27 protein-coding genes and 1 tRNA gene are annotated in these 24,668 nt (G+C 70.4%); 9 read left to right on the top strand and 19 right to left on the bottom strand.

Annotated features, from left to right (window positions below; translation table 11 throughout):
• Window positions 1–34 precede the first annotated feature (34 nt).
• The 6 genes from ACFY5C_RS05885 to ACFY5C_RS05860 all read left to right on the top strand — a co-directional run bounded on the left by ACFY5C_RS05885 (window position 35) and on the right by ACFY5C_RS05860 (window position 8,691).
• A complete protein-coding gene (locus tag ACFY5C_RS05885) occupies window positions 35–775 on the top strand; it encodes a response regulator transcription factor (protein WP_389440940.1) in 741 nt (246 codons plus the stop codon).
• A complete protein-coding gene (locus ACFY5C_RS05880; protein ID WP_389440937.1) occupies window positions 772–2,385 on the top strand; it encodes an ATP-binding protein in 1,614 nt (537 codons plus the stop codon). The genes ACFY5C_RS05885 and ACFY5C_RS05880 overlap by 4 nt, the downstream gene beginning before the upstream one ends.
• Window positions 2,386–2,399: 14 nt before the next feature.
• On the top strand, window positions 2,400–3,905 hold the full coding sequence (locus tag ACFY5C_RS05875) for a glycosyltransferase (RefSeq protein ID WP_389440934.1): 1,506 nt from the start codon (window positions 2,400–2,402) through the stop codon (window positions 3,903–3,905).
• Window positions 3,902–6,127 (top strand): ArnT family glycosyltransferase, encoded by a 2,226-nt coding sequence (locus tag ACFY5C_RS05870; RefSeq protein ID WP_389440932.1) that lies wholly within the window; start codon window positions 3,902–3,904, stop codon window positions 6,125–6,127. The genes ACFY5C_RS05875 and ACFY5C_RS05870 overlap by 4 nt, the downstream gene beginning before the upstream one ends.
• A gap of 131 nt (window positions 6,128–6,258) precedes the next feature.
• The gene (locus ACFY5C_RS05865; RefSeq protein WP_389440929.1) at window positions 6,259–7,764 is read left to right on the top strand and encodes an MFS transporter; all 1,506 of its coding nucleotides are present in this window, start codon (window positions 6,259–6,261) and stop codon (window positions 7,762–7,764) included.
• Between the two features lie 147 nt (window positions 7,765–7,911).
• Window positions 7,912–8,691, top strand: coding sequence for a TetR/AcrR family transcriptional regulator (locus ACFY5C_RS05860; protein ID WP_389440926.1), 780 nt, complete (start codon window positions 7,912–7,914; stop codon window positions 8,689–8,691).
• Here the strand turns inward: ACFY5C_RS05860 and ACFY5C_RS05855 are convergent.
• The 4 genes from ACFY5C_RS05855 to ACFY5C_RS05840 form a co-directional block, all read right to left on the bottom strand.
• Window positions 8,688–9,161, bottom strand: a complete 474-nt coding sequence (locus ACFY5C_RS05855; RefSeq protein WP_389440923.1) for a PPOX class F420-dependent oxidoreductase — start codon at window positions 9,159–9,161, stop codon at window positions 8,688–8,690. The genes ACFY5C_RS05860 and ACFY5C_RS05855 overlap by 4 nt on opposite strands.
• Window positions 9,162–9,211: 50 nt before the next feature.
• On the bottom strand, window positions 9,212–10,036 hold the full coding sequence (locus ACFY5C_RS05850) for a YceI family protein (RefSeq protein WP_389440921.1): 825 nt from the start codon (window positions 10,034–10,036) through the stop codon (window positions 9,212–9,214).
• A gap of 94 nt (window positions 10,037–10,130) precedes the next feature.
• Window positions 10,131–12,653 carry an MFS transporter gene (locus tag ACFY5C_RS05845; protein ID WP_389440918.1) on the bottom strand — a complete coding sequence of 841 codons (2,523 nt, stop codon included), beginning with the start codon at window positions 12,651–12,653 and terminating at the stop codon, window positions 10,131–10,133.
• Between the two features lie 13 nt (window positions 12,654–12,666).
• Window positions 12,667–13,119 (bottom strand): MarR family transcriptional regulator, encoded by a 453-nt coding sequence (locus ACFY5C_RS05840; protein WP_362387024.1) that lies wholly within the window; start codon window positions 13,117–13,119, stop codon window positions 12,667–12,669.
• A 205-nt stretch (window positions 13,120–13,324) separates the two neighbouring features.
• On the opposite strand from ACFY5C_RS05840, the gene ACFY5C_RS05835 reads away from it, so the two are divergent.
• A complete protein-coding gene (locus ACFY5C_RS05835) occupies window positions 13,325–13,519 on the top strand; it encodes a hypothetical protein (protein WP_389440915.1) in 195 nt (64 codons plus the stop codon).
• A gap of 12 nt (window positions 13,520–13,531) precedes the next feature.
• On the opposite strand, the gene ACFY5C_RS05830 is transcribed toward ACFY5C_RS05835, so the two are convergent.
• The 9 genes from ACFY5C_RS05830 to ACFY5C_RS05790 form a co-directional block, all read right to left on the bottom strand.
• Window positions 13,532–14,299, bottom strand: coding sequence for a hypothetical protein (locus ACFY5C_RS05830; RefSeq protein WP_389440912.1), 768 nt, complete (start codon window positions 14,297–14,299; stop codon window positions 13,532–13,534).
• A 49-nt stretch (window positions 14,300–14,348) separates the two neighbouring features.
• Window positions 14,349–15,260, bottom strand: a complete 912-nt coding sequence (locus tag ACFY5C_RS05825) for an RNA polymerase sigma factor SigF (RefSeq protein WP_328426320.1) — start codon at window positions 15,258–15,260, stop codon at window positions 14,349–14,351.
• Between the two features lie 267 nt (window positions 15,261–15,527).
• The gene (locus ACFY5C_RS05820) at window positions 15,528–16,382 is read right to left on the bottom strand and encodes an RNA polymerase sigma factor SigF (RefSeq protein ID WP_389440910.1); all 855 of its coding nucleotides are present in this window, start codon (window positions 16,380–16,382) and stop codon (window positions 15,528–15,530) included.
• 165 nt (window positions 16,383–16,547) lie between these two features.
• Complete coding sequence (locus ACFY5C_RS05815; protein WP_389440908.1) at window positions 16,548–16,841, bottom strand: Dabb family protein; 294 nt, start codon at window positions 16,839–16,841, stop codon at window positions 16,548–16,550.
• Window positions 16,842–16,862: 21 nt separating this feature from the next.
• Window positions 16,863–17,042, bottom strand: a complete 180-nt coding sequence (locus ACFY5C_RS05810; protein ID WP_328880638.1) for a hypothetical protein — start codon at window positions 17,040–17,042, stop codon at window positions 16,863–16,865.
• 163 nt (window positions 17,043–17,205) lie between these two features.
• A tRNA-Ser gene (locus ACFY5C_RS05805) sits at window positions 17,206–17,290 on the bottom strand.
• A gap of 59 nt (window positions 17,291–17,349) precedes the next feature.
• A complete protein-coding gene (gene tadA, locus ACFY5C_RS05800) occupies window positions 17,350–17,781 on the bottom strand; it encodes a tRNA adenosine(34) deaminase TadA (RefSeq protein ID WP_389442166.1) in 432 nt (143 codons plus the stop codon).
• A 92-nt stretch (window positions 17,782–17,873) separates the two neighbouring features.
• Window positions 17,874–18,404 carry a hypothetical protein gene (locus ACFY5C_RS05795; RefSeq protein WP_389442163.1) on the bottom strand — a complete coding sequence of 177 codons (531 nt, stop codon included), beginning with the start codon at window positions 18,402–18,404 and terminating at the stop codon, window positions 17,874–17,876.
• A gap of 310 nt (window positions 18,405–18,714) precedes the next feature.
• Window positions 18,715–18,900 carry a hypothetical protein gene (locus ACFY5C_RS05790; protein ID WP_389440906.1) on the bottom strand — a complete coding sequence of 62 codons (186 nt, stop codon included), beginning with the start codon at window positions 18,898–18,900 and terminating at the stop codon, window positions 18,715–18,717.
• A gap of 138 nt (window positions 18,901–19,038) precedes the next feature.
• On the opposite strand from ACFY5C_RS05790, the gene upp reads away from it, so the two are divergent.
• Window positions 19,039–19,674: a uracil phosphoribosyltransferase gene (gene upp / locus ACFY5C_RS05785; protein ID WP_389440904.1), complete on the top strand. Its 636-nt coding sequence runs from the start codon at window positions 19,039–19,041 to the stop codon at window positions 19,672–19,674.
• Window positions 19,675–19,725: 51 nt separating this feature from the next.
• On the opposite strand, the gene ACFY5C_RS05780 is transcribed toward upp, so the two are convergent.
• Window positions 19,726–20,337 carry a LytR C-terminal domain-containing protein gene (locus ACFY5C_RS05780; RefSeq protein ID WP_389442160.1) on the bottom strand — a complete coding sequence of 204 codons (612 nt, stop codon included), beginning with the start codon at window positions 20,335–20,337 and terminating at the stop codon, window positions 19,726–19,728.
• Between the two features lie 136 nt (window positions 20,338–20,473).
• Window positions 20,474–20,770, bottom strand: coding sequence for a type II toxin-antitoxin system VapB family antitoxin (locus ACFY5C_RS05775; RefSeq protein ID WP_003999914.1), 297 nt, complete (start codon window positions 20,768–20,770; stop codon window positions 20,474–20,476).
• A 193-nt stretch (window positions 20,771–20,963) separates the two neighbouring features.
• Here ACFY5C_RS05775 and ACFY5C_RS05770 point away from each other — a divergent pair, with 193 nt between their 5' ends.
• Window positions 20,964–22,616 (top strand): helicase HerA-like domain-containing protein, encoded by a 1,653-nt coding sequence (locus tag ACFY5C_RS05770; RefSeq protein WP_389440902.1) that lies wholly within the window; start codon window positions 20,964–20,966, stop codon window positions 22,614–22,616.
• 32 nt (window positions 22,617–22,648) lie between these two features.
• Here the strand turns inward: ACFY5C_RS05770 and ACFY5C_RS05765 are convergent, their stop codons facing one another.
• The 4 genes from ACFY5C_RS05765 to ACFY5C_RS05750 form a co-directional block, all read right to left on the bottom strand.
• Complete coding sequence (locus ACFY5C_RS05765; RefSeq protein ID WP_389440900.1) at window positions 22,649–22,774, bottom strand: hypothetical protein; 126 nt, start codon at window positions 22,772–22,774, stop codon at window positions 22,649–22,651.
• Between the two features lie 46 nt (window positions 22,775–22,820).
• A complete protein-coding gene (locus tag ACFY5C_RS05760; protein ID WP_389440897.1) occupies window positions 22,821–23,153 on the bottom strand; it encodes a hypothetical protein in 333 nt (110 codons plus the stop codon).
• A gap of 86 nt (window positions 23,154–23,239) precedes the next feature.
• Window positions 23,240–23,911, bottom strand: a complete 672-nt coding sequence (locus tag ACFY5C_RS05755; RefSeq protein ID WP_389440895.1) for an HdeD family acid-resistance protein — start codon at window positions 23,909–23,911, stop codon at window positions 23,240–23,242.
• Window positions 23,912–24,023: 112 nt separating this feature from the next.
• Entirely contained in the window at window positions 24,024–24,617 is a 594-nt protein-coding gene (locus ACFY5C_RS05750; RefSeq protein WP_389440892.1) for an HhH-GPD-type base excision DNA repair protein, read from the bottom strand.
• Between the last annotated feature and the right edge of the window lie 51 nt (window positions 24,618–24,668).

Genomic DNA, 24,668 nt, shown 5'->3' with positions numbered 1-24,668 from the left:
CGTGTTCTCAGAGGCCGCCGATTAGGTGTCCACCATGACCACGACCTCGCCCCAGGGGCGCACCGAACTGCTGAGGCCGGACGGGAGCCCCGTCCGAGTGCTTGTGGTGGACGACGAGATGTCGATCACCGAACTTCTGTCCATGGCCCTGCGTTACGAGGGCTGGCAGATCCGGAGTGCGGGGGATGGCACCGGTGCCATCCAGAGCGCGCGTGAGTTCCGGCCCGACGCCGTCGTCCTGGACATGATGCTGCCGGACATGGACGGGCTGACCGTCCTCGGGCGGCTGCGGCGGGAGCTTCCGGACGTGCCGGTGCTGTTCCTGACGGCCAAGGACGCGGTGGAGGACCGTATCGCCGGGCTCACCGCCGGAGGCGACGACTACGTCACCAAGCCGTTCAGCCTGGAGGAGGTCGTCGCCCGGCTGCGCGGCCTCATCCGTCGTTCCGGCGCCGCCGACCGGCGCTCCGAGTCCGTGCTGGTCGTCGGCGACCTCACCCTGGACGAGGACAGCCACGAGGTGTCGCGGGCCGGGGAGAACATCCACCTCACCGCCACCGAGTTCGAGCTGCTGCGCTTCCTCATGCGCAACCCGCGGCGCGTGCTCAGCAAGGCGCAGATCCTCGACCGGGTCTGGTCGTACGACTTCGGCGGACAGGCCAACGTCGTCGAGCTGTACATCTCCTACCTGCGCCGGAAGATCGACGCCGGTCGGGAGCCGATGATCCACACCCGGCGCGGCGCCGGTTATCTGATCAAGCCCGCGGCGTCATGAGCGGACGACGACGACCGCGTACGCAGAAGAGACGGGCGGGACAGCCGCGCACCCTGCGGACGCGGCTCGTCGTCGCGTCCGTCGTACTGATCGCGGTGGTGTGTGCGGTGATCGGCACCGTGACGACGCTCGCTCTGCGCTCGCATCTGTACGAACAGCTGGATGGTCAGCTCAACGAGGTCGCGGCTCGGGCGTCCGGCGCGTTCCGGCCTCCGGGCCAGCCCAAGGACGACGAGGCGCCCGACCAGGAGAGGAAGCCCAAGGCGGTCGTCCTGGAGGACTTCGTCGCCAAGGGGCCGCAGCCGAGCGGCACCATCGCGGCGAAGGTCCAGAACGGCTCTGTCACCGAAGCCCAGATCGGCGAAAAGACCACGGACGACAACGGCGTCCCGCAGATGAAGCCCGAGTCGCTCAGTGAGGCCGCGATGAAGGCGGTCGGCTCCGTTGCCCAGGACGCCAAGAAGCACACCGTCGACATCCCCGGCTACGGCGAATACCGCGTCCAGTACGCCAGCGGCCCCAACGGCGCCTACTACGTCGCCATCCCGACCGCGGACGTCGACAACACCCTCAACACCCTCATCCTCATCGAGGCCAGTGTCACCGCCGCCGCCCTGGTCGCGGCCGGTATCGCGGGCACGGTGATCGTCGGCGTAGCCACCCGCCCCCTCCGCCGGGTCGCCGCCACCGCCACCCGCGTCTCCGAACTCCCCCTCCATACCGGCGAGGTCAACCTCAGCGAACGCGTCCCCGCGACCGAGACCGACCCGCACACCGAGGTCGGCCAGGTCGGCGCCGCGCTCAACCGCATGCTGAACCACGTCCACGGCGCCCTGCACTCGCGCCAGCAGAGCGAGATGCGGGTGCGGCAGTTCGTCGCCGACGCCAGCCATGAGCTGAGGACGCCGCTCGCCTCCATCCGCGGGTACGCCGAGCTGACCAGACGCGGCAGGGAAGAGGTCGGTCCCGACACGCGGCACGCGCTCGGCCGTATCGAGTCCGAGGCGGGGCGCATGACCCTCCTCGTCGAGGATCTCCTCCTGCTCGCCCGGCTGGACGCCGGGCGGCCCCTGCAGTTCGAGCAGACCGACCTCATCCCACTCGTCGTGGACACCATCAGCGACGCCCGCGCGGCCGGCATGGACCACAACTGGCGCCTCGACCTGCCCGACGAGCCCGCGCTCGTGTCGGCGGACGCGGCCCGCCTGCAACAGGTCCTCGTCAATCTGCTCGGCAACGCCCGCAACCACACCCCACCGGGTACGACCGTGACTGCCCGTGTCCAGCGACGGGGCCCGTGGATGTGCGTGGACGTCGAGGACAACGGCCAGGGCATCCCGTCCGATCTGCTCCCGCACGTCTTCGAGAGGTTCGCGCGCGGCGACTCCGCGCGCTCCCGTACCACCGGCTCGACGGGCCTCGGCCTCGCGATCGTGCAGGCCGTGGCGACCGCGCACGGCGGTGCCGTGACCGTCGACAGCGTGCCCGGGCGCACCGTCTTCACGGTGCATCTGCCCGCTCTCCCGACGCCGCCGAGCCCCGAAATGAGCTGGCAACAGCACTCACAGGCACAGCACAGTGCCACCACATGGGCGGAACAGGGCGCCTGACAAAAGTCGGTGTCATGCGAACCGACTCTTCTCCCGGCACCCTGCCGGCGCGGGAGCACCTCCCGGCCGGCGACGCCGGTACGCCTGTCCTGGACGTAGTGATCCCCGTCTTCAACGAGGAGAAGGACCTCCAGCCGTGTGTGCTGAGACTGCATGATCACCTCAAGCGCACCTTCCCGTACGCGTTCCGCATCACGATCGCGGACAACGCGTCGACGGACACCACCCCCCAGGTCTCCCGGCGGCTGGAGGCGGAGTTCCCGGAGGTCAAGGCCGTCCGGCTGGAGCAGAAGGGCCGCGGCCGGGCGCTGCGGACCGTCTGGTCCGCCTCGGACGCCCCGATCCTCGCCTACATGGACGTGGACCTCTCCACCGACCTCAACGCCCTGCTGCCGCTGGTGGCGCCCCTGATCTCCGGTCACTCGGACCTGGCGATCGGCTCCCGGCTCAGCCGGAGCTCGCGCGTGGTGCGCGGCGCCAAGCGGGAGTTCATCAGCCGCACGTACAACCTCATCCTGCGCGGCTCGCTGCAGGCCCGTTTCTCGGACGCGCAGTGCGGCTTCAAGGCGATACGCCGCGATGTCGCCCAGGCGCTGCTGCCGCTGATCGAGGACACGGGCTGGTTCTTCGACACCGAGATGCTGGTGCTGGCCGAGCGCGCGGGCCTGCGCATCCACGAGGTGCCGGTCGACTGGGTCGACGACCCCGACTCGACGGTGCACATCGTGAAGACGGCGACCGACGACCTCAAGGGCGTGTGGCGGGTGGGCAGGGCCCTGGCGACCGGCTCGCTGTCGCTGGACCGGCTCACCCGGCCCTTCGGCGACGACCCGCGCGACCGCGAGATCAAGGACGTACCCAAGGGCCTGGCCCGCCAACTCGTCGGCTTCTGCGTCGTCGGCGGCCTGTCCACCCTCTTCTACCTCCTCCTCTACAGCGGCTTCCGCGTCTTCACCGGCTCGCAAGTGGCCAACGCGCTCGCCCTGCTGGTCTCCGCGATCGCCAACACGGCTGCCAACCGGCGCCTCACCTTCGGAGTGCGCGGCCGGGGCGGTGCCGTCCGGCACCAGGCGCAGGGCCTGGTCGTCTTCGGTATCGGCCTCGCCCTGACCAGCGGTTCGCTGGCCGCCCTGAACGCGGCGAGCAGCGACCCGGGCCACTCCACCGAACTCGCCGTCCTGATCGCCGCCAACCTCGCGGCGACAGTGCTGCGTTTCCTGCTCTTCAGGGCGTGGGTGTTCCCGGACCGACGGGACGCCGACGCGACGACGAACGCCTCGCGCACCCCGGTCCCCAAGGCGTCCTCCGCGACGTACTCCACGGTGGGCGCCGGCTCCATGGCTCAGCCCGCCCACCACGGTCCGCTCCCGCAGCGCCCGGTGACCCAGGGCGCTCCCCACCACCCGTTCGACACCACTCAGTTCCGCGCCGGTGAAGCCGCGGACGGCAGCTGGCGGGACGCCACCATGCAGTTGCAGCCGGTGCGCCCGCACGACACCGACTCCAGGGACATGCGATGACCGTTCACTACGACCAGCAGACCCACGACCACGGCAGAGACGCGAGCCCCGCCACCTGGGGCCCTCCCCCGCCCCCGTCCGCCGCAGCGGCGGACGGGGGCAGTGAACCCGAGCAGCCCTTCGTACGGCGCCTGTGGCGCGGCCGCCCCGAGGACCCGCGCTGGGCCCGCCCGGCCTTCCTCGGCCTCCTCCTCGCCACCCTCGTCCTCTACCTCTACAACCTGAGCGCCTCCGGTTACGCCAACTCCTTCTACTCGGCGGCCGTCCAGGCCGGCAGCCAGTCCTGGAAGGCCCTCTTCTTCGGCTCGCTGGACGCGGCCAACGCCATCACCGTCGACAAGCCCCCGGCGTCCCTGTGGCCGATGGCCCTGTCGGTGCGGCTCTTCGGCCTCAGCTCGTGGGCGATCCTGCTCCCCGAGGTCCTGATGGGCGTCGGCACGGTGGCCGTCGTCCACGCGGCCGTACGCCGCCGGTTCAGCCCCGCGGCCGGCCTGATCTCGGGCGCGGTGCTCGCGCTCACCCCCGTCGCGGCGCTGATGTTCCGGTTCAACAACCCGGACGCGATGCTGGCCCTGCTGATGGCCGTGGCCTGCTACTTCGTCATCCGGGCTCTGGAGGACGGCCGTACGAAGTGGCTGGTGTGGGCCGGTGTCGCCATCGGGTTCGCGTTCCTCGCCAAGACCCTGCAGGCCTTCCTGATCCTGCCGCCGCTCGCGATCGTGTACGCGGTCTGCGCGCCGGTGTCGGTGAAGAAGCGGATCGGTCAGCTCGCCGCGGGCCTGGTCGCGATCGTCGTCTCCGGCGGCTGGTGGGTCGCGATCGTCGAGCTGTGGCCCGCTTCCTCCCGCCCGTACATCGGCGGCTCGCAGAACAACTCCTTCCTCGAACTGACCTTCGGCTACAACGGCCTGGGCCGGCTCAACGGTGAGGAGACCGGCAGCGTCGGCGGCGGTGGGGGAGGCAACGGCGGCGGCAACTGGGGCGAGACAGGCTGGGACCGGCTCTTCAGCTCCAGCATCGGCGGCCAGATCTCCTGGCTGCTCCCGGCCGCGCTGATCCTGCTGATCGCGGCCCTGGTGGCCACCCGCAAGGCGCGCCGTACGTCCGTGACGCGCGGCTCGTTCCTCGTCTGGGGCGGCGCGCTGATCACGACCATGCTGGTCTTCAGCTATATGCAGGGCATCTTCCACGAGTACTACACGGTGGCCCTCGCCCCCTACATCGCCCCGCTGATCGGCATGGGCGCGGCGCTGCTCTGGGAGAAGCGCGACAAGGCGTGGGCGTCACTGACCCTGGCGGCCGCGATGACGGCCACCGCGGTCTGGGGCTACGTCCTGCTCAACCGCTCCTCCGACTACCTGCCCTGGCTGAGGTGGCTGGTCCTGGCCGGCGGACTGGCCGCCGCGCTTGGCCTGATCTTCGCCGGCAGGCTGGGCCGTCAACTGACCATGGGCGTCGTCGGACTGGGCCTCGTCGCCGCGCTGGCCGGCCCGACCGCGTACACCCTCACCACGGTGAACGAGGGTCACACCGGCTCGATCGTCACCGCGGGACCCGCTGTCTCGGGCGGCCGTGGCGGTGGCCCCGGCGGTGGCGGCGGCATGGGAGGCGGCCCCGGCGGGGGCGGCGTGCCCGGCCAGAACCGGCAGGGCCAGGGCCAGAACAACCAGCAGGGCGGCCAGAACCAGAACCAGCAGAACGGCAACGGCTTCCCCGGCGGCGGTATGCCGGGCCAGGGGCAGCAGAACGGCAACGGCAACACCCAGGGCCGGCAGGGCCAGAACCAGCAACAGGGCGGCCCCGGCGGCCAGACCGGTGACGGCGGCGGCATGGGCGGTGGCGGCGTGGGCGGCCTGCTCAACGGCGCCAGCGTCAGCGACGAGGCCAAGGAACTGCTGGAGAAGAACGCGAGTGACTACACCTGGGTGGCCGCGGCCATCGGCGCCCAGAACGCCGCGAGTTACCAGCTCTCCACCGGCGACCCGGTGATGGCGATCGGCGGCTTCAACGGCACCGACCCGTCCCCGACACTGGCGGAGTTCAAGAAGTACGTGACGGAAGGCAAGATCCACTACTTCATCTCGAGCGGCTCCGGCGGGGGCATGGGCGGCAGCAGCAGCGGCACGTCCTCGCAGATCACCGAGTGGGTCGAGGCCAACTTCAAGCAGGTGACGGTCGGCTCGTCGACGTTCTACGACCTGACGCAGCAGACCAGCAGCTGACGGTTCACGAGAGGAAGGGCGTGCGGCCGCCGAGGCCGTACGCCCTTCCGGCTTTCCCGGCTTTCCCGGCCTCTCCGTACGGCGGAATCTCGCGTTGTACGGTGTATGGGATTTATTCTACGCTGTACAGCATGACGACGTCCCCCCAGGAACAGGCCCCGGCCCAGCCTCAGCTCGCGGCGCCGGGCGGCCACCCGCAGCGCTGGCTGATCCTCGGTGTCCTGTGCGTCGCGGTGCTCACCGTGGTGCTCGACAACACCGTCCTCAACGTGGCCATCCCCTCGCTCACCCGCGAACTGGGCGCCGCCACCTCGGACATCCAGTGGATGATCAATGCCTATTCGCTCGTGCAGTCGGGCCTGCTGCTCACGGCGGGCAGCGCGGCCGACCGCTACGGCCGCAAGAAGATGCTGGCCGCGGGCCTGGCCCTGTTCGGTGCCGGCTCGCTCGTGGCCGGCCTCGCCGACTCCACGGGCCAGCTGATCGCGGCGCGCGCCGGGATGGGCGTCGGCGGCGCGCTGCTGATGACCACCGTCCTGGCGGTGGCCATACAGATCTTCACGCCGGAGGAACAGCCGAAGGCGATCGGCATCTGGGCCGCGGTGAACTCACTGGGCTTCGCGACCGGCCCGCTCCTGGGCGGCTTCATGCTGGACCACTTCTGGTGGGGTGCGATCTTCCTGATCAACATTCCGGTCGCGGTGCTCGCCCTGGTGGCGGTCATGGTGCTCGTCCCGGAGTCGAAGAACCCGCGGGGCGACCGCCCCGACCTGGTGGGCGCCGTGCTCTCCACGATCGGCATGGTCTCCCTGGTCTACGCGATCATCACCGGGCCCGAACACGGCTGGGCGTCGGGCCGCGTCCTGGTGACGGCGGCCGTGGCCATCCTCGTGCTGGCCGCCTTCGCGTACTGGGAGAGCCGGATCCCGTACCCCATGATCGACATACACTTCTTCCGGAACCGGCAGTTCACGGGCGCGGTCTCGGGCGGGGTCCTCATCACCTTCGGCATGGGCGGATCGCTCTTCCTGCTCACCCAGCACATGCAGTTCGTGCTCGGCTACGAGCCCCTGGAGGCCGGGCTGCGCACGGCGCCGCTCGCCCTGATGATCGTGGCGCTGAACTTCACCGGCGTGGCGGCGAAGTGGTCGGCCCGGCTGGGGAACCCGCTCGCCATCGGGTTCGGCATGGCGGTCATGGCGGCCGGCCTGGCCTCCATCGCCACGATGGCCTCGGGCGGTTACGCGGGCACGCTGCTGGGGCTGGTACTCATCGGCACCGGTGCGGCCGTCGCCAGTCCGGCCATGTCACACGCGATCATGAGCGCGATTCCGCCGGAGAAGGCGGGGGTCGGCGGGGGAATCAACGGCACGGTGGCGGAGTTCGGCACCGGGTTGGGCGTCGCCGTGCTGGGCGCTCTGCTCAACTCGCGGTTCACGGCGCTGATTCCGGTGGCCGCGACGTCCCTTCCGGCGGCGTTGGCGGCTGCGGGGTCGGCCGAGGAGAAGGCGGAGATCACGGACGCGTTCTCCTCCGGGCTGGAGAGCAGTCTGCTCGTGGGGGCGTTGGCCGTGTTGCTCGGGGGGTTGGTCGCGTGGGCGTTGCTTCGGCGTGCTGAGCGGGCAGAGTTCGCCTGAGAGCTCGGGACACAGGGCTGTGGGCGACTGCGTTCGTCGTGGCTGATCGCGCCCACGCGGCGGAGCCGCAAGCTGCACAGCCCCGCGCCCCTTCGGGGCGTTGCCGCCTAGCATCTTGATCAGTGACGGAGTCGAGGAAGGTGCGCCATGGTGAGGGCAGCCGGGCAGTCCGCGCGGACCAGCGTCTGGCTGGAGGGCAAGGAACGTCGTGGCGGACGTGGCGGCGGGCAGCCCTCCGGCCTGGACCGGGACCGGATCACCGAGGTGACCATTCGGCTGCTGGACGCGGACGGGCTGGCCAAGTTCTCCATGCGGCGGCTGGCCGCCGAGCTGAACGTGACCGCGATGTCCGTGTACTGGTACGTCGACACCAAGGACGACCTCCTCGAACTCGCCCTGGATGCCGCGTTCGGCGAACTGACCCTGCCCGACCCGGAGGCCGACGAGGACTGGCGCGACCAACTGCGCGCGCTGGCCCGTGAATACCGCGGCCTGCTGGTCCGGCACCCGTGGCTGTCGCCGCTGATCGGCACGTACGTCAACATCGGCCCCAACAGCCTCGCCTTCTCCCGCCAGGTCCAGCGGATCATCCGCAGGACCGGCCTCCCGGCGCACGGACTGGTCGCGGCCATCTCCGCCGTCTTCCAGTTCGTGTACGGCTTCGGCACGATCGAGGGCCATTTCATCGCCCGCAGCGCGGCGTTCGGGATGACCCCGGACGTCTATTTCCGGCACGCCATGAGCACGGTCACCCAGGCCCCGGAGGCCGCCGACATCGTCCAGGAGTCCGCGGAACTCATGGAGGCCCGGGGCGGCGACACGGTGCAGGAGATGTGGGAGAGGGACTTCGGCTTCGCCCTGGACCTGCTGGTGGCAGGCATCGAGGCCATGGTGGCGCGAAGCGCCCCACAGCCGCCTACCCCTTAGGCGCCGCCCTCGACAAGCCGCGCGGGAAACCCACCCGTCGCCACCGGCCCCCACTTCTCAGGCGTCACCCGAATGATCGACTTCCCCTGCTTCAGCATCGCCGCCCGGTACTCGCCCCAGTCCGGATGCTCCCCGGCGATGTTCCGGTAGTACTCGACCAGCGGTTCCACGGACTCCGGCGAGTCGATGACCTCGGCGGAACCGTCGATCTGCACCCACGGCCCGTTCCAGTCGTCACTCAGCACGAGCAGGCTGACCCGCTGGTCCCGCTTGGCATTGCGCGTCTTGGCCCGCTCGGGATACGTGGACACCACGACCCGCCCCGAGTCGTCGACCCCGCAGGTCAGCGGCGAGGCCTGCGGGCTGCCGTCGGCCCGCCGGGTCAGCAGGACGGCGCGATGGCGTGGCCGTACGAAGTCGAGCAGCTCTTCGAGTGAGACGCGGGTGTTGGTCGCGATGTTCGGTGCCATGGAACGCAGCCTAGGGGCCGACGGGCCCCTTCAGCCTGACCCTGCCGTGCTTACGCTTGCGGCAGTGTCCCGCCCTGTATCGCCTGGATGTCCAGCTCGACCTTGAGCGTCGTACCGATGGCCGCGATCCCCGCCTGCACGACCTGGTTGTAGTTCATGGCGAAGTCGTCCCGGTGCAGCTCGGCCGTCGCGCGGAACGCGGCCCGCGTCCCGCCCCACGGGTCGGCGCCGGTGCCGAGGTAGGCCAGGTCCAGGTCGACGGGCCGTACGACACCGTGCATGGTCAGCTCACCGTGCACCGTCCAGCGGTCGGTGCCCGCGGCAGCCGTGACTCCCGTCGAGCGGTACGTGATCTCGGGGTACTTCTCCACATCCAGGAAGTCCGGCGACTTCAGATGCCCGTCCCGCATGCCGTTCCCCGTGTCGATCGAGTCGGCCCGGATCACGGTCTCCACGCGGGACTTGGTGATGTCGTCCGGCGCGATCTCGATGGCGCCGGAGAACTGGGTGAACCGGCCGTGCACGCTGGAGATCCCCAGGTGCTGGGCCACCGCGGCGACGCTCGAGTGGGCCGGGTCGACGGTCCACGGTCCGGGCGGCGGCAGTTCCGTGCCGCCCTGCCGGGCCAGCGTCACCGTGCCGACCTCGGCGCGGCCGCTCGCGGTGACGATCGCGCTCGCGGCGGCGGGGGCGTAGCCGACGGCGGTGACGATGACGGTGTACGCCCCCGGAGCCAGCGGGTTCGCGTCCCGTACGGCCCCTTCCGCGTCCGCCTCCAGGCGCAGCACCTGCGTTCCGGTCGTGTCCGTCACCGTGACGACCGCGTGCGACACGGCCCACCCGTCCCGGGTACGGATCCTCGCGGTCAGTCCCATCTCACGTACTCCTCAGAAGGTCTCAAGAAGAACCGGCCCGCGGCGGCGGCGCACCTCCGCTCAGAGCGCGCCGACACCACGGGCCGGGGTCCCACTACTCGCCGGGGTGGGCGAGTTCGATGTCGTGGTCGTCGGTGCCGGGGCCGGTCACCGTCAGGGCGGTCGCCACCGGCGGGTAGCCCGTCGCGATGACCGTGTACTCGCCGCCGTCCAGGTCGGTGAAGGCGTACGCCCCGTCCGTCCCGGTGGTGGCGGTGCCCACGACGTTGCCGGCCGCGTCGACCAGGGTCACGCGGGCGTCGGCCAGCGGTCCGTGCGGCGCCCGTACGACGCCCTGGACCTGCGCGCCGGCCTCCAGGTCGACCTCGACCCGGGTGACCCCGGTGCCGCCGATCTCGACGGGCAGGGCGCGCGGCCGGTATCCGGCGGCGTTCACCGCGACGGTCACGGCACCCGGGACCAGCTCGGCGAAGCTGAACTCGCCCTGCTCGCCGGTGGCCGCAGTGGCCAGGAGATCGCCGCGCACATCGGTGACGATCACCATCGCGTCCTTGACGGCCAGCGCGCTCCCCGCGGCCCGGACCACTCCGGTCAGGCCACTGGTGCCGCTGAGCAGGATGTCGTACGCCACCGGTTCGTCGCCGCCCACGACGATCGTGGAGGCCTGCGGCTGGAAGCCGTCGGCGGAGGCGATCAGGACGTAGGAGCCCGCGCCCGGCGCGTCGACCGCGTACGAGCCGTCGGCCTGCGCCACCGAGCGGCCCAGCTGGCGCCCGGCCAGGGAGATCAGCGTGACGGCGGCCTGCGGCACCGGCGCGCTCTCCGCGCCCCGCACGAAGCCGCGGACCGGGACGCCGCCGGACGACGCACCGCCGGACTCCTCGGCACGCGCCACCGTGGCGACGGCGGCGAGCTTCTGGGTGCCGTCGGGAGCGGCCTCCGTGTCGGAGGAGGCGGTGGCCCAGCTCGGGACCCGCTCCTGCGCGGCGGCCGGCGCGGCGGCCTCGGCGGGCTCCGGCGTCGCGGGCTCGGCGCCCTCGGCGGCCTGGGCCAGGGCGCCCTTGGTCTTCAACGGGACCTCCTTGATGAACAGGGCGAACAGCAGGGCGAGGAAGGCGATCGGCGCGGCGTACAGGAAGACGTCCGCGACGCCGTGGCCGTACGCGCTCTCGATGACCGTGCGCACCGGTCCGGGCAGCGCGTCGAGGTCGGGGATCTCGCCGTGGCCGCTGCCGGAGCCCCGCACGCCGAGCTTGGTCATGCCCTCCTCGGCGTAGTGGGTGATGCGGTGGCTGAGGACCGCGCCGAGCGCCGAGACGCCCATCGCGCCGCCGAGGGAGCGGAAGAAGTTCACGACCGAGCTGGCGACGCCCAGGTCGCTCGGGGCCACCTGGTTCTGCGTGGCCAGGACGAGGTTCTGCATCATCATGCCGACGCCGAGACCGAGCAGAGCCATGAAGATCGCGACGTGCCAGTACTCGGTGTCGTAGCGGATCGTGCCCAGCAGTCCGAGGCCCGCCGTCACCAGCACACCGCCGGCCAGCAGCCACGCCTTCCAGCGGCCGGTGCGGGTGATGACCTGGCCGGAGACGGTCGAGGAGACGAACAGGCCCACGATCATCGGGATCGTCAGGACACCGGACATGGTCGGCGACTCGTTGCGGGCCAGCTGGAAGTACTGGCTGAAGAAGATCGTGCCCGCGAACATCGCGATGCCGACGAACAGGGAGGCCAGCGAGGCGAGCGTGATGGTGCGGTTGCGGAACAGCCGCAGCGGGATGATCGGCTCGCTCGCCTTGGACTCCACGAAGATGAAGATCAGCAGCAGCGCGAGCGCGCCGCCGGTCATCGCGTACGTCTGCCAGGACACCCAGTCGTACTTGTCACCGGCGAAGGTCACCCAGACCAGCAGCAGGCAGACGGCGGCGGTGATGAAGAGCGCGCCCGCCCAGTCGACCTTGACCTTCCGCCTGACGACCGGGAGGTGCAGGGTGCGCTGCAGCACGATCAGGGCGACGACGGCGAAGGGCACGCCGACGTAGAAGCACCAGCGCCAGCCGAGCCAGTCGGTGTCGGTGATGACGCCGCCGATCAGCGGGCCGCCGACCATCGCGGTCGCGAAGGTGGCGCCGAGGTAGCCGTTGTACCGGCCGCGCTCACGCGGGGAGATCATCGCGGCCAGGATGATCTGGGCCAGCGAGGACAGACCGCCCATGCCGATGCCCTGCACCGCGCGGAACGTGATGAGCATGGCCGGGTTCTGCGACAGACCGGCCAGCGCGGAGCCGGCCACGAAGATCACGAGGGCCAGCTGTATGAGGAGCTTCTTGGAGAAGAGGTCGGCGAGCTTGCCCCACAGCGGGGTGGACGCGGTCATCGCCAGCAGCGACGCGGTGACCACCCAGGTGTAGGCGCTCTGGCCGCCGCCGAGGTCCTTGATGATGTCGGGCAGGGCGTTGGAGACGATCGTCGACGACAGGATCGCGACGAACATGCCGAGCAGCAGCCCGGTCAGTGCCTCCATGATCTGCCGGTGCGACATCGGGGCGCCGTCGGCGGAGGCACCTGCTGAGTGCTTGGCGTGCGCCCGCACACCGGATGGTGTGGTCGTTGCCATGAAATTCCTTTTCCTACTGGGTGATCGCGGGTGTACGGGGGGACTCGTCGAAGGACGACCTCAGCCGCGCCATGAGCCGGGTGAGCTGGGCGACCTCGTCATCGGTCCAGTCGCTCAGGCGCTCGGCGAGCATCTGCGTGGTGCACCGCGAGAGCCGGTCCACCTGTGCCAGGCCCTCGGGCGTCAGGCGCAGGATGCGTGAGCGCTTGTCCGCCGGGTCGGCGGACCGTTCGATCCAGCCGCGCTCCACGATGTGGGCGACATGGCGACTGGTGACCGACATGTCCACGGCCAACAACTCCGCGAGCTTGCTCATGCGCATGTCGCCGTGGCGGTTCAGCAACGTCAGGACGGCGGCGGAGCCGGCGGGACAGTCGGACGGCAGCACCCGCCCCATCTCCCGCTTCACGGCGCCGAAGGCGCTGAACTGACGGACCAGCTCCTCGTACTGCGCCTGCTCGGCCATCACACCTCCGTCATTTGTTGCTTAGGGCAACCATAGAAGCCGTTGGTTGCTACAGGCAAACAAAGAGGGTGGCCGGGCCGCAAAAACTTGGCAAAGGCAAGTATTGCGACCGTAAATGTGCAGGTCGGGTGGGTCCTGTGACCCCCTGTGCAGGGCGGCAGCCCCCACTTGGGCCGAACGCGCGGATTCGCTAGGGTCTCAGGCCATGGCTAACACCCAGGGCCCCCAGGGCAACCACGACCCCGCAGGCAACACCCAGATGTTCCGCGCGTTCGTCGACGAGGGCCCGCAGGGCGGTCGGCAGCAGGCGGCTTCGAGCGGTCCCCGCATCGGCCTGATCGTCGGCGTGATCGCCGCCGTGGCGATCGTGGCGGCGGTGGCCTGGCTGGCGCTCAAGTAGGCATTGCCGGGTTCACTTCCACCGGACGGAGACGTCCTGCGTCTCGATGTGCATGCCGAGCGGCACCCGCCAGGACTCGACGCACACCGTCCAGCTCTTCTCCTCGCGTGCGCCGGCCTTGATCGGCGCCGGGAGCTCCTGCGTCGACTCGATCGTCGCCCAGTCGATGCCGAGTGCGCCGATGACGTGGGTGCCGAAGGTGACGGTGCCCGAACGCACGGCTGTACCGCCCGAGTTGTGGAAGTCGAGCGCCACCTTCTCGCACCAGCGCTTGTCGGCGGGCTCCCGTACGGGATCGCTCACGGTCAGCTTCGCGGGCGAGGGAATGGTCGCGGGCGTCGAGGGTGCGGGTGAACTGCCGGGCGGGCCGGTCGGGTCGGTGGGCGTGACCGCGCGTCCGGGGGTTTCACCCGGGAGGTGGTTGGGACTCTCCGTTACTCGGCGCTCTGCCCCTCGGGCGGCCGTCGGCTCCTGACTCCCGCCCTGACCAGGGGAGTTACTGCCACTCTCACCCCTGCCGCCGCTGTTGTCCCCGCCCTGCCCGGCCTCGCCGCCCTTCGGCCCGTCGAGCGGCACCAGCGTCACCTCGCCCGTCGGCGCGGCAGCCGTACCGGAGACGCGGGGCGGGCCGCCCGCCGCGCCTGTCGCGACGTATCCGTCACCGCCTCCATCGCCGCCGCACGCGCCCAGCGCCCCGCCCAGGCAGACGACGGCCGCCGAAGCACCGATCACGGCGCGCCGACGGCCAGGTGTCGAGGTCGTCCATATTCGGCGAAGCATCGGGCCATGGTGGCTGACGCTCCGTCAAATATGAAGGGCACAGCAGGGGTCAGTCGGAGATGAGGCCTTCGCGCAGCTGCGCCAGGGTCCGGGTCAGCAGCCGGGAGACGTGCATCTGGGAGATGCCGACCTCCTCGCCGATCTGCGACTGGGTCATGTTCGCGAAGAAGCGGAGCATGATGATCCGGCGCTCACGGGGCGGCAGTTTGGCCAGCAGCGGCTTGAGGGACTCGCGGTACTCGACGCCCTCCAGCGCGGTGTCCTCGTACCCGAGCCGGTCGGCCAGGGAGCCCTCGCCGCCGTCGTCCTCCGGGGCCGGGGAGTCCAGCGAGGAGGCGGTGTACGCGTTGCCGACCGCGAGGCCGTCGACGACGTCCTCCTCGGACACGCCCAGCACGGCGGCGAGTTCGGTCACCGTCGGGGAGCGGTCCAGCTTCTGGGAGAGCTCGTCGCTGGCCTTGGTGAGGGCGAGGCGCAGCTCCTGGAGCCGGCGCGGCACGCGGACCGACCACGAGGTGTCGCGGAAGAACCGCTTGATCTCGCCGACCACCGTCGGCATCGCGAACGTCGGGAACTCCACGCCGCGTTCGCAGTCGAAGCGGTCGATCGCCTTGATCAGGCCGATGGTGCCGACCTGGACGATGTCCTCCATCGGCTCGTTGCGCGAGCGGAAGCGGGCGGCCGCGTAGCGCACCAGCGGGAGGTTGAGCTCGATCAGCGTGTCCCGGACGTACGCGCGTTCGGGGCTGTGCTCGTCCAGTGCGGCGAGCCGCAGGAACAGGGAGCGGGACAGGGTGCGGGTGTCGATGTCACCCGAGGCCGGTACGGCCGGGACATCGGTTGCCGGGAGGGCCTGGGCCGGGACGGCCTCCAGAGCCGTGACGTCGTCGAGAACGGCGTCGGGCGCGGACTCGCTCTTTGTGAGCGTGAGCACCTTCGAGCTGCCCTGGTCTGCGGACATGCCACCCCCTTTGGGTCGCGGGACGGTATGGCGAACGCTCCGAACGAGGAACGCCAGCCTTCACCTGAATACCGGAGCCGAAGCCACGGCAAACGCGCTTCCCGAAGAATGTCACATGTCGGCAACACGCTGTAGTGACATGTCGACATGTGAGACTTGAATCCGCCCTGGATAAAGGGGGTCTGACGGTCTTTCAACAGAGAACTGTCGGGATCCGCCCTGGTGAGCGATTCGCTCGCGACGGTGACGACTCGATCCTGCTTGCGGTTACGCGTCGATCCGGTTCGCCGAACGCAGCCGCTGGAAGCTACGCGCGAGTAGCCTCGAAACGTGCATCTGGGAGACCCCGAGTTCCGCACTGATTTGCGATTGGGTGAGGTTGCTGTAGTACCGCAGAAGAAGGATTCGCTGCTCGCGCTCGGGGAGTTGGACCAGCAGATGCCGCACGAGGTCCCGGTGCTCCACGCCGTCCAGGGCCGGGTCCTCGTAGCCGAGGCGGTCCAGCAGCCCGGGCAGCCCGTCGCCCTCCTGCGCGGCCTCCAGCGAGGTGGCGTGGTACGACCGGCCGGCCTCGATGCAGGACAGCACCTCGTCCTCGGTGATGCGCAGCCGCTCGGCGATCTCGGCGGTGGTGGGGGTGCGCCCGAAGGCGGTGGTGAGGTCCTCGGTCGCGCTGTTGACCTGGACCCACAGCTCGTGCAGCCGGCGCGGTACGTGGACCGTGCGGACGTTGTCGCGGAAGTACCGCTTGATCTCGCCGACGACGGTCGGCATGGCGAACGTCGGGAACTGCACGCCCCGCTCCGGGTCGAAGCGGTCGATGGCGTTGATGAGCCCGATCGTGCCGACCTGGATCACGTCCTCCATCGGCTCGTTGCGGGAGCGGAAGCGGGCGGCCGCGTAGCGCACGAGCGGGAGGTTGGCCTCGATGAGCGCCCCACGCACGCGGTTGTGCTCCGGCGTGCCCGGCTTCAGGTCCTTGAGCTCCCCGAAGAGCACCTGTGTCAGCGCTCGGGTGTCCGCACCGCGGCTGCGGGGCGGCGGGGACGCGGGGGTCTCCTCCTGGGTCGGGGCTTGAGGCGCAGTACTGGCCGGCACGGTCAACTCCACCTCGTGATCCATCAACTCATCCGTCAAAAGCGGTCATAGCATCACAAGACAGTTCATTGTGTTCAAGTACCGCATAATCCCGTGTTGGGGATGGAACGGTGCGCAAGACACGCGAAAGCCCCCCGCCGTTCCGGCGGAGGGCTGCGGGGGTTCCGTGCGGACCCGGGGGTCCGTGGCTCAGAATTCGTAGTCGGCGATCACCCAGGTGGCGAACTCCCGCCACAGGGTGACGCCCGCCTGGTGCTCGGGGTGCTCCGCGTACGCGCGCAGGGCGGCGGAGTCCTCGAAGGCGGAGTTGATGGCGAAGTCGTAGGCGATGGGGCGGTCGCTGATGTTCCAGCCGAGCTCCCAGTGCCGCAGCTCGGGGATCTTGCCCTCCAGCGAGCGGAAGGCCTCGACGCCCTCCACGACCCGCGGGTCGTCGCGCTCGACGCCCTCGTTGAGCTTGAAGAGGACCAGGTGGCGGATCATGAGTACTCCCTGCGGCAGGACCTAGCTGTCGCCACCGTTGGCGATCCACGTCATGAAGTCGCCGATGGCCTGGGCGGCGTCCGATATGCCCTCGAACCCTATCTGCACGTAGTCGGCGGCCTTGGCCGGGTCCGTGATGATCACGTAGAGCGCGAAGACCACGACCACGTAGACGGCGACCTTCTTCGAATTCACCGCCATCGCGGCCTCCCCTGTGGCTGCTGTTTTCTGACTGTGTCTGCTGCGCCGAATGAGTCGAAAGAGCCGAAAGGGCCCCGTGTTACCGGCGGTGAGTGTAACCTTCGCGCCTCTCGGGAGATCAACAGCACGAAGGGCCCCGTCTGATGACGGGGCCCTTCTTCAGCGGTAGCGGAGGGATTTGAACCCTCGGTGACTTGCGCCACACTCGCTTTCGAGGCGAGCTCCTTCGGCCGCTCGGACACGCTACCGAGGGAGACCTTACAGCACGCCCCGCCCTGCTCTGAAATCGGTATTCGCCGAGCTCGGATCACCGATCCCGGAAGAAGTCGGTGAGCTGCCGGGCGCATTCCTCGGCGAGCACGCCCTCGATCACCTCGGGCCGGTGATTGAGCCGCCGGTCGCGCACGACGTCCCACAGTGAGCCCGCCGCGCCGGCCTTCTCGTCCCGGGCGCCGTAGACGACCCGGTCCACCCGGGACTGCACGATCGCGCCGGCGCACATCGTGCAGGGCTCCAGCGTGACGACGAGCGTGCAGCCGTTCAGCCGCCACTCGCCGATCTGCCCGGCGGCCCTGCGGATCGCCAGGACCTCCGCGTGGGCGGTCGGATCGCCGGTCGCCTCCCGCTCGTTGTGGCCGACGCCGAGCACGGTCGTGCCGTCGGCGGACAGCACGACTGCGCCGACGGGGACGTCCCCGCCCCGCAGGGCCAGCTCGGCCTCGTCCAGGGCGAGCCGCATCGCGGCCCGCCAGCGGTCGCGTACGGGGTCGGGCACTTCGGATTCCTCAGGCACCTCGGGCTCCTCGGGTACCGACCCCGGGGCGAGCGAGGTCAGCGGACGGTCTCCAGCACCTCCGAGGCGCCCAGCGCCTCGGCGATCGCGCCCAGCGCGTCCTCGGCGTCCAGGGCCTTCAGTTCCTTCTCGCCGACGCCGAGGTCGTCGAGGATCTCGCTGTCGCCGACGGGGCTGTGCGAGACCGCGTCCGCGCTCCCGCCGTCCTCGTCGTCGTCGGAGTCGCCGTCGGGCTCTTCCGTGCCGTCGAGGTCCAGGGCATCCAGGTCGGCGCCGTCGTCGCCGGGCTCCCTGCCGAGCAGTTCGTCGGTGAGCAGGATCTCGCCGTAACTGCTGCGGGCAGCGGCGGCGGCGTCCGAGACGTAGATACGAGGGTCGTCCTCGCCGTCGATCCGGACGACGCCGAACCAGGCGTCCTCCTGCTCGATGAGCACCAGCACCGTGTCGTCCTCGGGCGAGGCTTCACGGGCCAGTTCGGCCAGGTCCGACAGGGTTTCCACATCGTCGAGCTCTGTGTCGCTCGCTTCCCACCCGTCTTCGGTGCGCGCGAGCAGTGCGGCGAAGTACACCGTGACTCTCCCACTGGTCATAGGCGTGCCGGTTGGGGGTCCCCCCGGCGGAGGTTGGGGCGGGGAGAGCTGTGCTCCGAGCCCACCCACTCGGAATCGTGGCAGAAACAAGGCGTTCTGGGGACGTCTTCGGCTCCCTGTGTCCGGCAGTTTTGATCGCGTCGTCCCGAGGGGGTCCGCGAGCATGTCCGTGAAGGACTCACCAGCACACTCGTTGCCGCCACGTGCGGATCGTACGCGGCTTTTCCAGGTGTCCACGCACGCCCACCGGGTCAACACCCCCGAAGGGCGCGGATCTTCCCCGGTGCGCCTACCAGCGGAACGTTCGCATGCGCATGGCGTGGCGCAGCCTGGCCGCCTTGGCGCGGCGTGGCTGGACGCGGTCCCGCAGCGCGCGGGCCTCGGCGAGCTCACGCAGGAACTGTGCCCGGCGGCGACGGCGCGCGGTGTCGGCTTCCTCCTGCGCGGTGTCCGCCGGGGACTCACGGTCAGGCATCGGCTCACCACCCCCGGTACGTCCCTCCCACTTTCCCTCCGATGGGCGGTTTGATGCCAGCGCAAGGGTTAAGTGATGGCCCCTGGGTTGCTGCGAGTGAGGACGCTGGGCATACCGGGCCCGGTTACTGTTGTGGACATGCGTCTCCACGTCGTCGACCACCCCCTGGTCGCCCACAAGCTCACCGCGCTGCGCGACCAGCGCACCGACTCCGCGACCTTCCGCCGGCTCGCCGACGAACTGGTCACCCTGCTCGCCTACGAGGCCACGCGGGACGTGCGCACCGAAGCGGTCGACATCACGACCCCGGTCACCGCCACCACCGGCGTCAAGCTCTCCTACCCGCGCCCCCTCGTGGTGCCGATCCTGCGCGCCGGCCTCGGCATGCTGGACGGCATGGTCCGGCTGCTGCCGACCGCCGAGGTGGGTTTCATGGGCATGATCCGCGACGAGGAGACGCTCCAGGCCTCCACGTACGCCACGCGCATGCCGGAGGACCTCTCGGGCCGTCAGGTCTACGTCCTGGACCCGATGCTCGCCACCGGCGGCACGCTGGTCGCGGCGATCCAGGAGCTCATCAAGCGCGGCGCCGACGATGTCACCGCCGTGGTGCTGCTGGCTGCCCCCGAGGGCGTCGAGCTCATGGAACGCGAGCTGGCGGGCACGCCGGTGACGGTCGTGACGGCCGCCGTCGACGACCACCTCAACGAGCTCGGGTACATCGTGCCGGGGCTCGGGGACGCAGGGGACCGCCTGTACGGCGCCGCCGAGTAGCCCGACCGGGCTGCCGGACAGGCTTCACGAGGCTGAGCGGCCCTACTGCCCTCAGCAGCTCTTCTTGCCGGTGGGCGTCGGCTCGGGGTTGGCCAGCGCGGCCAGCGCCTTGTCGGCGTCCGCCTTCTTCGTGAGCTCCTTGAAGCGATTGCCGATGATCAGGTCGACGGCCGGGCCCTTGCGCGCGGCGTCGGTGCGGCGCTCGGCGGTGCCGAGCTGGGTGCCGAGGACGGGCAGCGCGGTGTCCAGGGCCGAGGACGGGCCGAGCAGTATCCCGGTGCCCTTGACCTTCTTGTCGAACTCCTTGGCCGCGTTGCCCACGTCGCCGATCTTGAAGCCGCGCTTCTTCAGCTCGTCCGCGGTCTGCTTGGCGAGTCCGCTGCGGGTCGTCGCGTTGAAGACGTTGACGGTGATCTTGCCCGGCTTGGGCAGTGCCGCCGCGGGTGGGGCCGAGGGCGTCGCCCGGGACCCGCAGTCGGACTTCGGGCCGGCCGCCGAGGCCTTTCCGCCGTCGGTGAAGACATCGATGAGCTGCAGAGTGCCCCAGCCGATCATGCCTAGTACGGCGGCCGAGGCGACGGTGAGGACGACGAGCCTGCCGCGCCGCCGAGGACGGCGCATACGCGGGTACTTGTCCCCCTTGATCCGGTACTGGCCGCCCATGCCCGGGGGAGTCAGCATGCTCATGGGCGCAGCGTAGTGCGCCCGAGCGGCAATGCCTACTAGATGATCATTCGATGCTGCCCGGTCCAACCCGAAAGGGCCAACAAGTGACGCCGAGGGGCGCGCCGGCCCGGGTTCAGTCGAGTTCGAGGACGCGCGCGTGCAGCACCTGGCGCTGCTGCAGCGCCGCGCGCACCGCGCGGTGCAGACCGTCCTCCAGATACAGGTCGCCCTGCCACTTCACGACGTGCGCGAAGAGGTCGCCGTAGAACGTCGAGTCCTCGGCGAGCAGGGTTTCCAGATCGAGCTGGCCCTTGGTCGTCACGAGCTGATCGAGGCGGACCGGGCGCGGCGCGACGTCCGCCCACTGCCGGGTGCTTTCCCGGCCGTGGTCGGGGTACGGCCGGCCGTTTCCGATGCGCTTGAAGATCACACGGAAAGCCTACCGGTCAAGACCTTCCGGGCGCAGCCATGGCGACGCAGTGCGACGCTGGAAAAGCCGGGGCAAACGGAATGAAACGGCAAAGATCGAGACGGTGACGGCCAGATCGACGGGGAGGCGGAGTGCTGGGAGGGGTTGCTCCGAACGGGGGGTACGTCGGGATTTCGGTGGGCGGAGGTCTGGCATGAGTGAGCGAGACAGCAGGGCCAAGGGCGGCTCGGGGACCGTGTCGTCGGCCGGGGGGCCCGAGGTGCGGGGCAGTGCCGCCGCGCTGCCGCAGGAGGCCCTGGAGATCGCCGCCGGGTACGCCTTCGGTGGCCCCGCTCTCGATCTGGGCGCCCTGCTCTGGGACGGCCGGTGCCTGCCCGACGCGCAGGTCCGGGTGCCGCTGCCCATGCTGAACCGGCACGGCCTGGTCGCGGGCGCCACCGGCACCGGCAAGACCAAGACGCTGCAGCTGATCGCCGAGCAGCTGTCGGCGCAGGGGGTGCCGGTGTTCCTGGCGGACATCAAGGGCGACCTGTCCGGGGTCGTGGCGCCGGGGCAGTCGAACGACAAGGTGCGCTCGCGTGCCGCCGAGGTCCACCAGGACTGGGCGGCGACCGGCTTCCCCGCGGAGTTCTACGCCCTGGGCGGCATCGGCCACGGCATCCCCGTACGGGCCACGGTCACCAGCTTCGGCCCGGTCCTGCTGTCCAAGGTCCTCGGGCTCAACCGGACCCAGGAGCAGTCACTCGGCCTGATCTTCCACTACGCCGACACCAAGGGCCTGGAGCTGGTCGACCTCAAGGACCTCAGGGCGGTCGTCGCATTCCTGACCTCCGACGAGGGCAAGGGCGAGCTCAGGAACATCGGCGGGCTCTCGACCGCCACCGCCGGGGTGATCCTGCGGTCCCTGACCGCCTTCGAGGCGCAGGGCATGGCGGACTTCTTCGGGGAGCCGGAGTTCGACACGAGCGGGTTCCTGCGAACGGCACCGGACGGGCGGGGCGTCGTGTCGGTCCTCGAACTGGCCGCCGTGCGGGACAGACCGCAGCTGTTCTCGACCTTCCTGATGTGGCTTCTCGCGGACCTCTTCCATGACCTGCCCGAGGTCGGGGACGCCGACAGGCCGAAGCTCGTGTTCTTCTTCGACGAGGCGCATCTGCTGTTCGACGATGCGTCCAAGGCCTTCCTGGACTCGATCACGCAGACCGTGCGGCTGATTCGCTCGAAAGGAGTGGGCGTCTTCTTCGTGACACAGACGCCCAAGGACGTCCCCGCCGATGTGCTCGGCCAGCTCGGCAACCGCATCCAGCACGCACTGCGCGCCTTCACGCCGGACGATCAGAAGGCGCTCAAGGCCACGGTGAAGACCTTCCCCAACTCGGCGTACGACCTGGAGGAGCTCCTCACCGGCCTCGGCACCGGCGAGGCCGTGGTGACGGTGCTCAGCGAGAAGGGCGCCCCGACACCGGTCGCCGCGACCCGGCTGCGGGCCCCCGAGTCCCTGATGGGGCCGGTGGCGGCCGGCGCGCTGGAGCAGGCGGTGACGACGTCCGAGCTGTACGGCCGGTATGCACAGGCTGTGGACAGGGAGTCGGCGTACGAGCGGCTCCAGTCGCGTGGCGGCAAGGGCCCGGACGAGATCCGCGAGCCGCGCGGCGGGAAGGGGCCCGACGAGATCCGCGAGCCGACGGGGGCGGCGGACCGCGGGGCTCGGCAGCAGGAGCAGCCCTCCGTCGTCGAACAGGTCGTGGGCAGTGGCATGTTCAAGTCCCTGGCTCGGTCGGTCGGTACGCAGATCGGGCGGGAGATCACCCGTTCGCTGTTCGGCACGGCGCGGCGGAGGCGGTGACCCGGAGAAAGCCCGCCTCCGCCGCGACCGCGTCAGCCGCGCTCCCGGACCTTCGGGGGAAGCTGCGGCGTGGCCTTCTTCACCTGCGGTGTCGGCGTGTTGCGTTTGGCCTCGGCGCGCAGCAGGGCGCGCAGGACCGCGTAGTGGTCGGTGGGCATGACTGTGCTCCTTGCGTCGACTGACGGACCTCGTGGCTGGGGTCTGTCAGCAGCGCAGGACCACCGTGCGCAGGATGTGCGGGACGTACGGCTGCCCGGGCGGCGCGCAGGACCGAGGGGCCGGTGCGGCGCCGGGCGCCGGCCTCGGGGGCGGGGCCGGACGCGTCCGTACGGCGTTGCGCCGGTCGGCACGAGCCGGTGGCCGCAGGGCCGTGTCGAGGACGTCGTGCTCGGCGATCTCGCCGGATACGCCGGCCACGACGGGGAGGGCGTGCGCCTGGGCGTGCGCGCCCGGCACCAGCAACGCGAGCAGCAGCACGAGTACCCGCAGCCAGGCGCGGCTGCGCGAGGGGCGTCGTGCGGTACTCGCGGTACTCACGGAAGGTCATCTCCCCGGGGGCCGTACGGCGTTCATCCCGTTCGGCGTGAGATACGCCCGCACGGCGTACTGGTCAGCGGCGCGTATCACAGCTCGTGCGGGACCTGGCGCGCCCGCTGCCGCATCCGGAATCCGATGACGATCTCGACGACACCGACCGCCACCAGCCAGCACCCGCCCAGCAGCATCAGTACGGTGACCGACTCGATCGGGGAGTCGATCAGCACGATTCCGCCGAGGATGGTGACGACGCCGAGGAAGATCTGCCAGCCGCGGGCCGGCATGGATTTGTCGGAGGCGGCGGCCAGCGTCTGGGTGACGCCGCGGAAGAGCCAGCCGATGCCGATCCACAGGGCGAGCAGCAGGATCGACTGCATCGGGCGGCGGAAGCAGAACAGACCGAGCAGGACCGACACGGTGCCGCTGACGAAGGCCAGCACCCGCAGCGAGGTCGTCCGGTGCGTGCCGAACGCGGAGACCAGCTGGAAGACCCCGCTGATCAGGAGATAGAGCCCGAAGAGGACCCCGGAGACGAAGAGCGGGGCGCCCGGCCAGACCAGGACCAGGATGCCCAGCACCAGCGAACAGACCCCGGTGCCCAGTACGACCTGCCAGGCGGCCCGGGAGAGGACGTGCAAAGGCCCCTCGAACGCCGGCTCGGCCTCCCGCCCCGCCCCCGCCCCGGGCGGATGTCCTGCATGAACCCGCCGGTCGTCATAGTCCCGGCCCCCGAGGGGGCCACGCGGTGACTCGGTCATGCTCCATGCTGGGAACGTCCCCGTCGCGCCCGCCATCCGGGGCGGTCCACACGGCTGACGGCCGCCACGCGCCGCGGCCGGCGCCCGTCATGGGGCCATCGCCGCGCGCTGCCTACTTCCGCGCCGCCTTCGCCGCCTTGGCCGCCGCCTTCATCTCCTGTTTGTGCGCGCGCACCTTGGTCAGGGACTCGGGCCCCGTGATGTCGGCGACGGACCGGAAGGACTGCGGCTCGCCGTAGGCGCCCGCGGCCTCCTGCCAGCCCGTGGGGCGGACTCCCAGTTGCTTGCCGAGGAGGGCGAGGAAGATCTGGGCCTTCTGTTTGCCGAAGCCGGGCAGGTCCTCCAGGCGGCGCAGCAGTTCGCGTCCGTCGGTGACGCCCTTCCAGACCAGCTCGGCCTCGCCGTCGTAGTGCTCGACGAGGTACTGGCACAGCTGCTGGATCCGCTTGGCCATGGACCCCGGGTAGCGGTGCACGGCCGGCTTCTCGGACAGCAGGGCCACGAAGGCGTCGGGGTCCTGGGCCGCGATGTCGTGCGCGTCCAGGTCGTCCGCGCCGAGCCGGTCCGCGATCGTACGGGGCCCCTTGAACGCCCACTCCATCGGAACCTGCTGGTCCAGCAGCATGCCGACCAGCGCGGCGAGCGGGCTGCGGCCGAGGAGTGCGTCGGCCTCGGGGTCCTGGGCGAGATGCAGGGTGACGTCCATGACCCCGATCATCCCGCGCGCGCCGTCCGGATGCGCGCGGGGGCAGGGACG

Origin of the sequence: Streptomyces sp. NPDC012935 (genome assembly GCF_042900345.1) — a bacterium.
In the GTDB taxonomy this organism is placed as follows: domain Bacteria; phylum Actinomycetota; class Actinomycetes; order Streptomycetales; family Streptomycetaceae; genus Streptomyces.
The sequence above is the reverse complement of the archived record's forward strand: the minus strand, read 5'-3'. Positions and strand labels throughout refer to the sequence as shown.

What these genes read in the sequence shown, in the direction of transcription:
- ACFY5C_RS05790 (WP_389440906.1), bottom strand. Translation starts at nt 18,900, where the DNA reads ATGCCTGACCGTGAGTCCCCGGCGGACACCGCGCAGGAGGAAGCCGAC.
- ACFY5C_RS05850 (WP_389440921.1), bottom strand. Translation starts at nt 10,036, where the DNA reads ATGGGACTGACCGCGAGGATCCGTACCCGGGACGGGTGGGCCGTGTCG.
- ACFY5C_RS05855 (WP_389440923.1), bottom strand. Translation starts at nt 9,161, where the DNA reads ATGGCACCGAACATCGCGACCAACACCCGCGTCTCACTCGAAGAGCTG.
- ACFY5C_RS05770 (WP_389440902.1), top strand. Translation starts at nt 20,964, where the DNA reads ATGAGTGAGCGAGACAGCAGGGCCAAGGGCGGCTCGGGGACCGTGTCG.
- ACFY5C_RS05885 (WP_389440940.1), top strand. Translation starts at nt 35, where the DNA reads ATGACCACGACCTCGCCCCAGGGGCGCACCGAACTGCTGAGGCCGGAC.
- ACFY5C_RS05870 (WP_389440932.1), top strand. Translation starts at nt 3,902, where the DNA reads ATGACCGTTCACTACGACCAGCAGACCCACGACCACGGCAGAGACGCG.
- ACFY5C_RS05810 (WP_328880638.1), bottom strand. Translation starts at nt 17,042, where the DNA reads ATGGCGGTGAATTCGAAGAAGGTCGCCGTCTACGTGGTCGTGGTCTTC.
- ACFY5C_RS05780 (WP_389442160.1), bottom strand. Translation starts at nt 20,337, where the DNA reads ATGGGCGGCCAGTACCGGATCAAGGGGGACAAGTACCCGCGTATGCGC.
- ACFY5C_RS05865 (WP_389440929.1), top strand. Translation starts at nt 6,259, where the DNA reads ATGACGACGTCCCCCCAGGAACAGGCCCCGGCCCAGCCTCAGCTCGCG.
- ACFY5C_RS05830 (WP_389440912.1), bottom strand. Translation starts at nt 14,299, where the DNA reads ATGCTTCGCCGAATATGGACGACCTCGACACCTGGCCGTCGGCGCGCC.
- ACFY5C_RS05765 (WP_389440900.1), bottom strand. Translation starts at nt 22,774, where the DNA reads ATGCCCACCGACCACTACGCGGTCCTGCGCGCCCTGCTGCGCGCCGAG.
- ACFY5C_RS05750 (WP_389440892.1), bottom strand. Translation starts at nt 24,617, where the DNA reads ATGGACGTCACCCTGCATCTCGCCCAGGACCCCGAGGCCGACGCACTC.
- ACFY5C_RS05820 (WP_389440910.1), bottom strand. Translation starts at nt 16,382, where the DNA reads ATGGATCACGAGGTGGAGTTGACCGTGCCGGCCAGTACTGCGCCTCAA.
- ACFY5C_RS05835 (WP_389440915.1), top strand. Translation starts at nt 13,325, where the DNA reads ATGGCTAACACCCAGGGCCCCCAGGGCAACCACGACCCCGCAGGCAAC.
- ACFY5C_RS05825 (WP_328426320.1), bottom strand. Translation starts at nt 15,260, where the DNA reads ATGTCCGCAGACCAGGGCAGCTCGAAGGTGCTCACGCTCACAAAGAGC.
- ACFY5C_RS05815 (WP_389440908.1), bottom strand. Translation starts at nt 16,841, where the DNA reads ATGATCCGCCACCTGGTCCTCTTCAAGCTCAACGAGGGCGTCGAGCGC.
- ACFY5C_RS05755 (WP_389440895.1), bottom strand. Translation starts at nt 23,911, where the DNA reads ATGACCGAGTCACCGCGTGGCCCCCTCGGGGGCCGGGACTATGACGAC.
- ACFY5C_RS05845 (WP_389440918.1), bottom strand. Translation starts at nt 12,653, where the DNA reads ATGGCAACGACCACACCATCCGGTGTGCGGGCGCACGCCAAGCACTCA.
- ACFY5C_RS05860 (WP_389440926.1), top strand. Translation starts at nt 7,912, where the DNA reads ATGGTGAGGGCAGCCGGGCAGTCCGCGCGGACCAGCGTCTGGCTGGAG.
- ACFY5C_RS05875 (WP_389440934.1), top strand. Translation starts at nt 2,400, where the DNA reads ATGCGAACCGACTCTTCTCCCGGCACCCTGCCGGCGCGGGAGCACCTC.
- ACFY5C_RS05880 (WP_389440937.1), top strand. Translation starts at nt 772, where the DNA reads ATGAGCGGACGACGACGACCGCGTACGCAGAAGAGACGGGCGGGACAG.
- tadA (WP_389442166.1), bottom strand. Translation starts at nt 17,781, where the DNA reads ATGCGGCTCGCCCTGGACGAGGCCGAGCTGGCCCTGCGGGGCGGGGAC.
- upp (WP_389440904.1), top strand. Translation starts at nt 19,039, where the DNA reads ATGCGTCTCCACGTCGTCGACCACCCCCTGGTCGCCCACAAGCTCACC.
- ACFY5C_RS05840 (WP_362387024.1), bottom strand. Translation starts at nt 13,119, where the DNA reads ATGGCCGAGCAGGCGCAGTACGAGGAGCTGGTCCGTCAGTTCAGCGCC.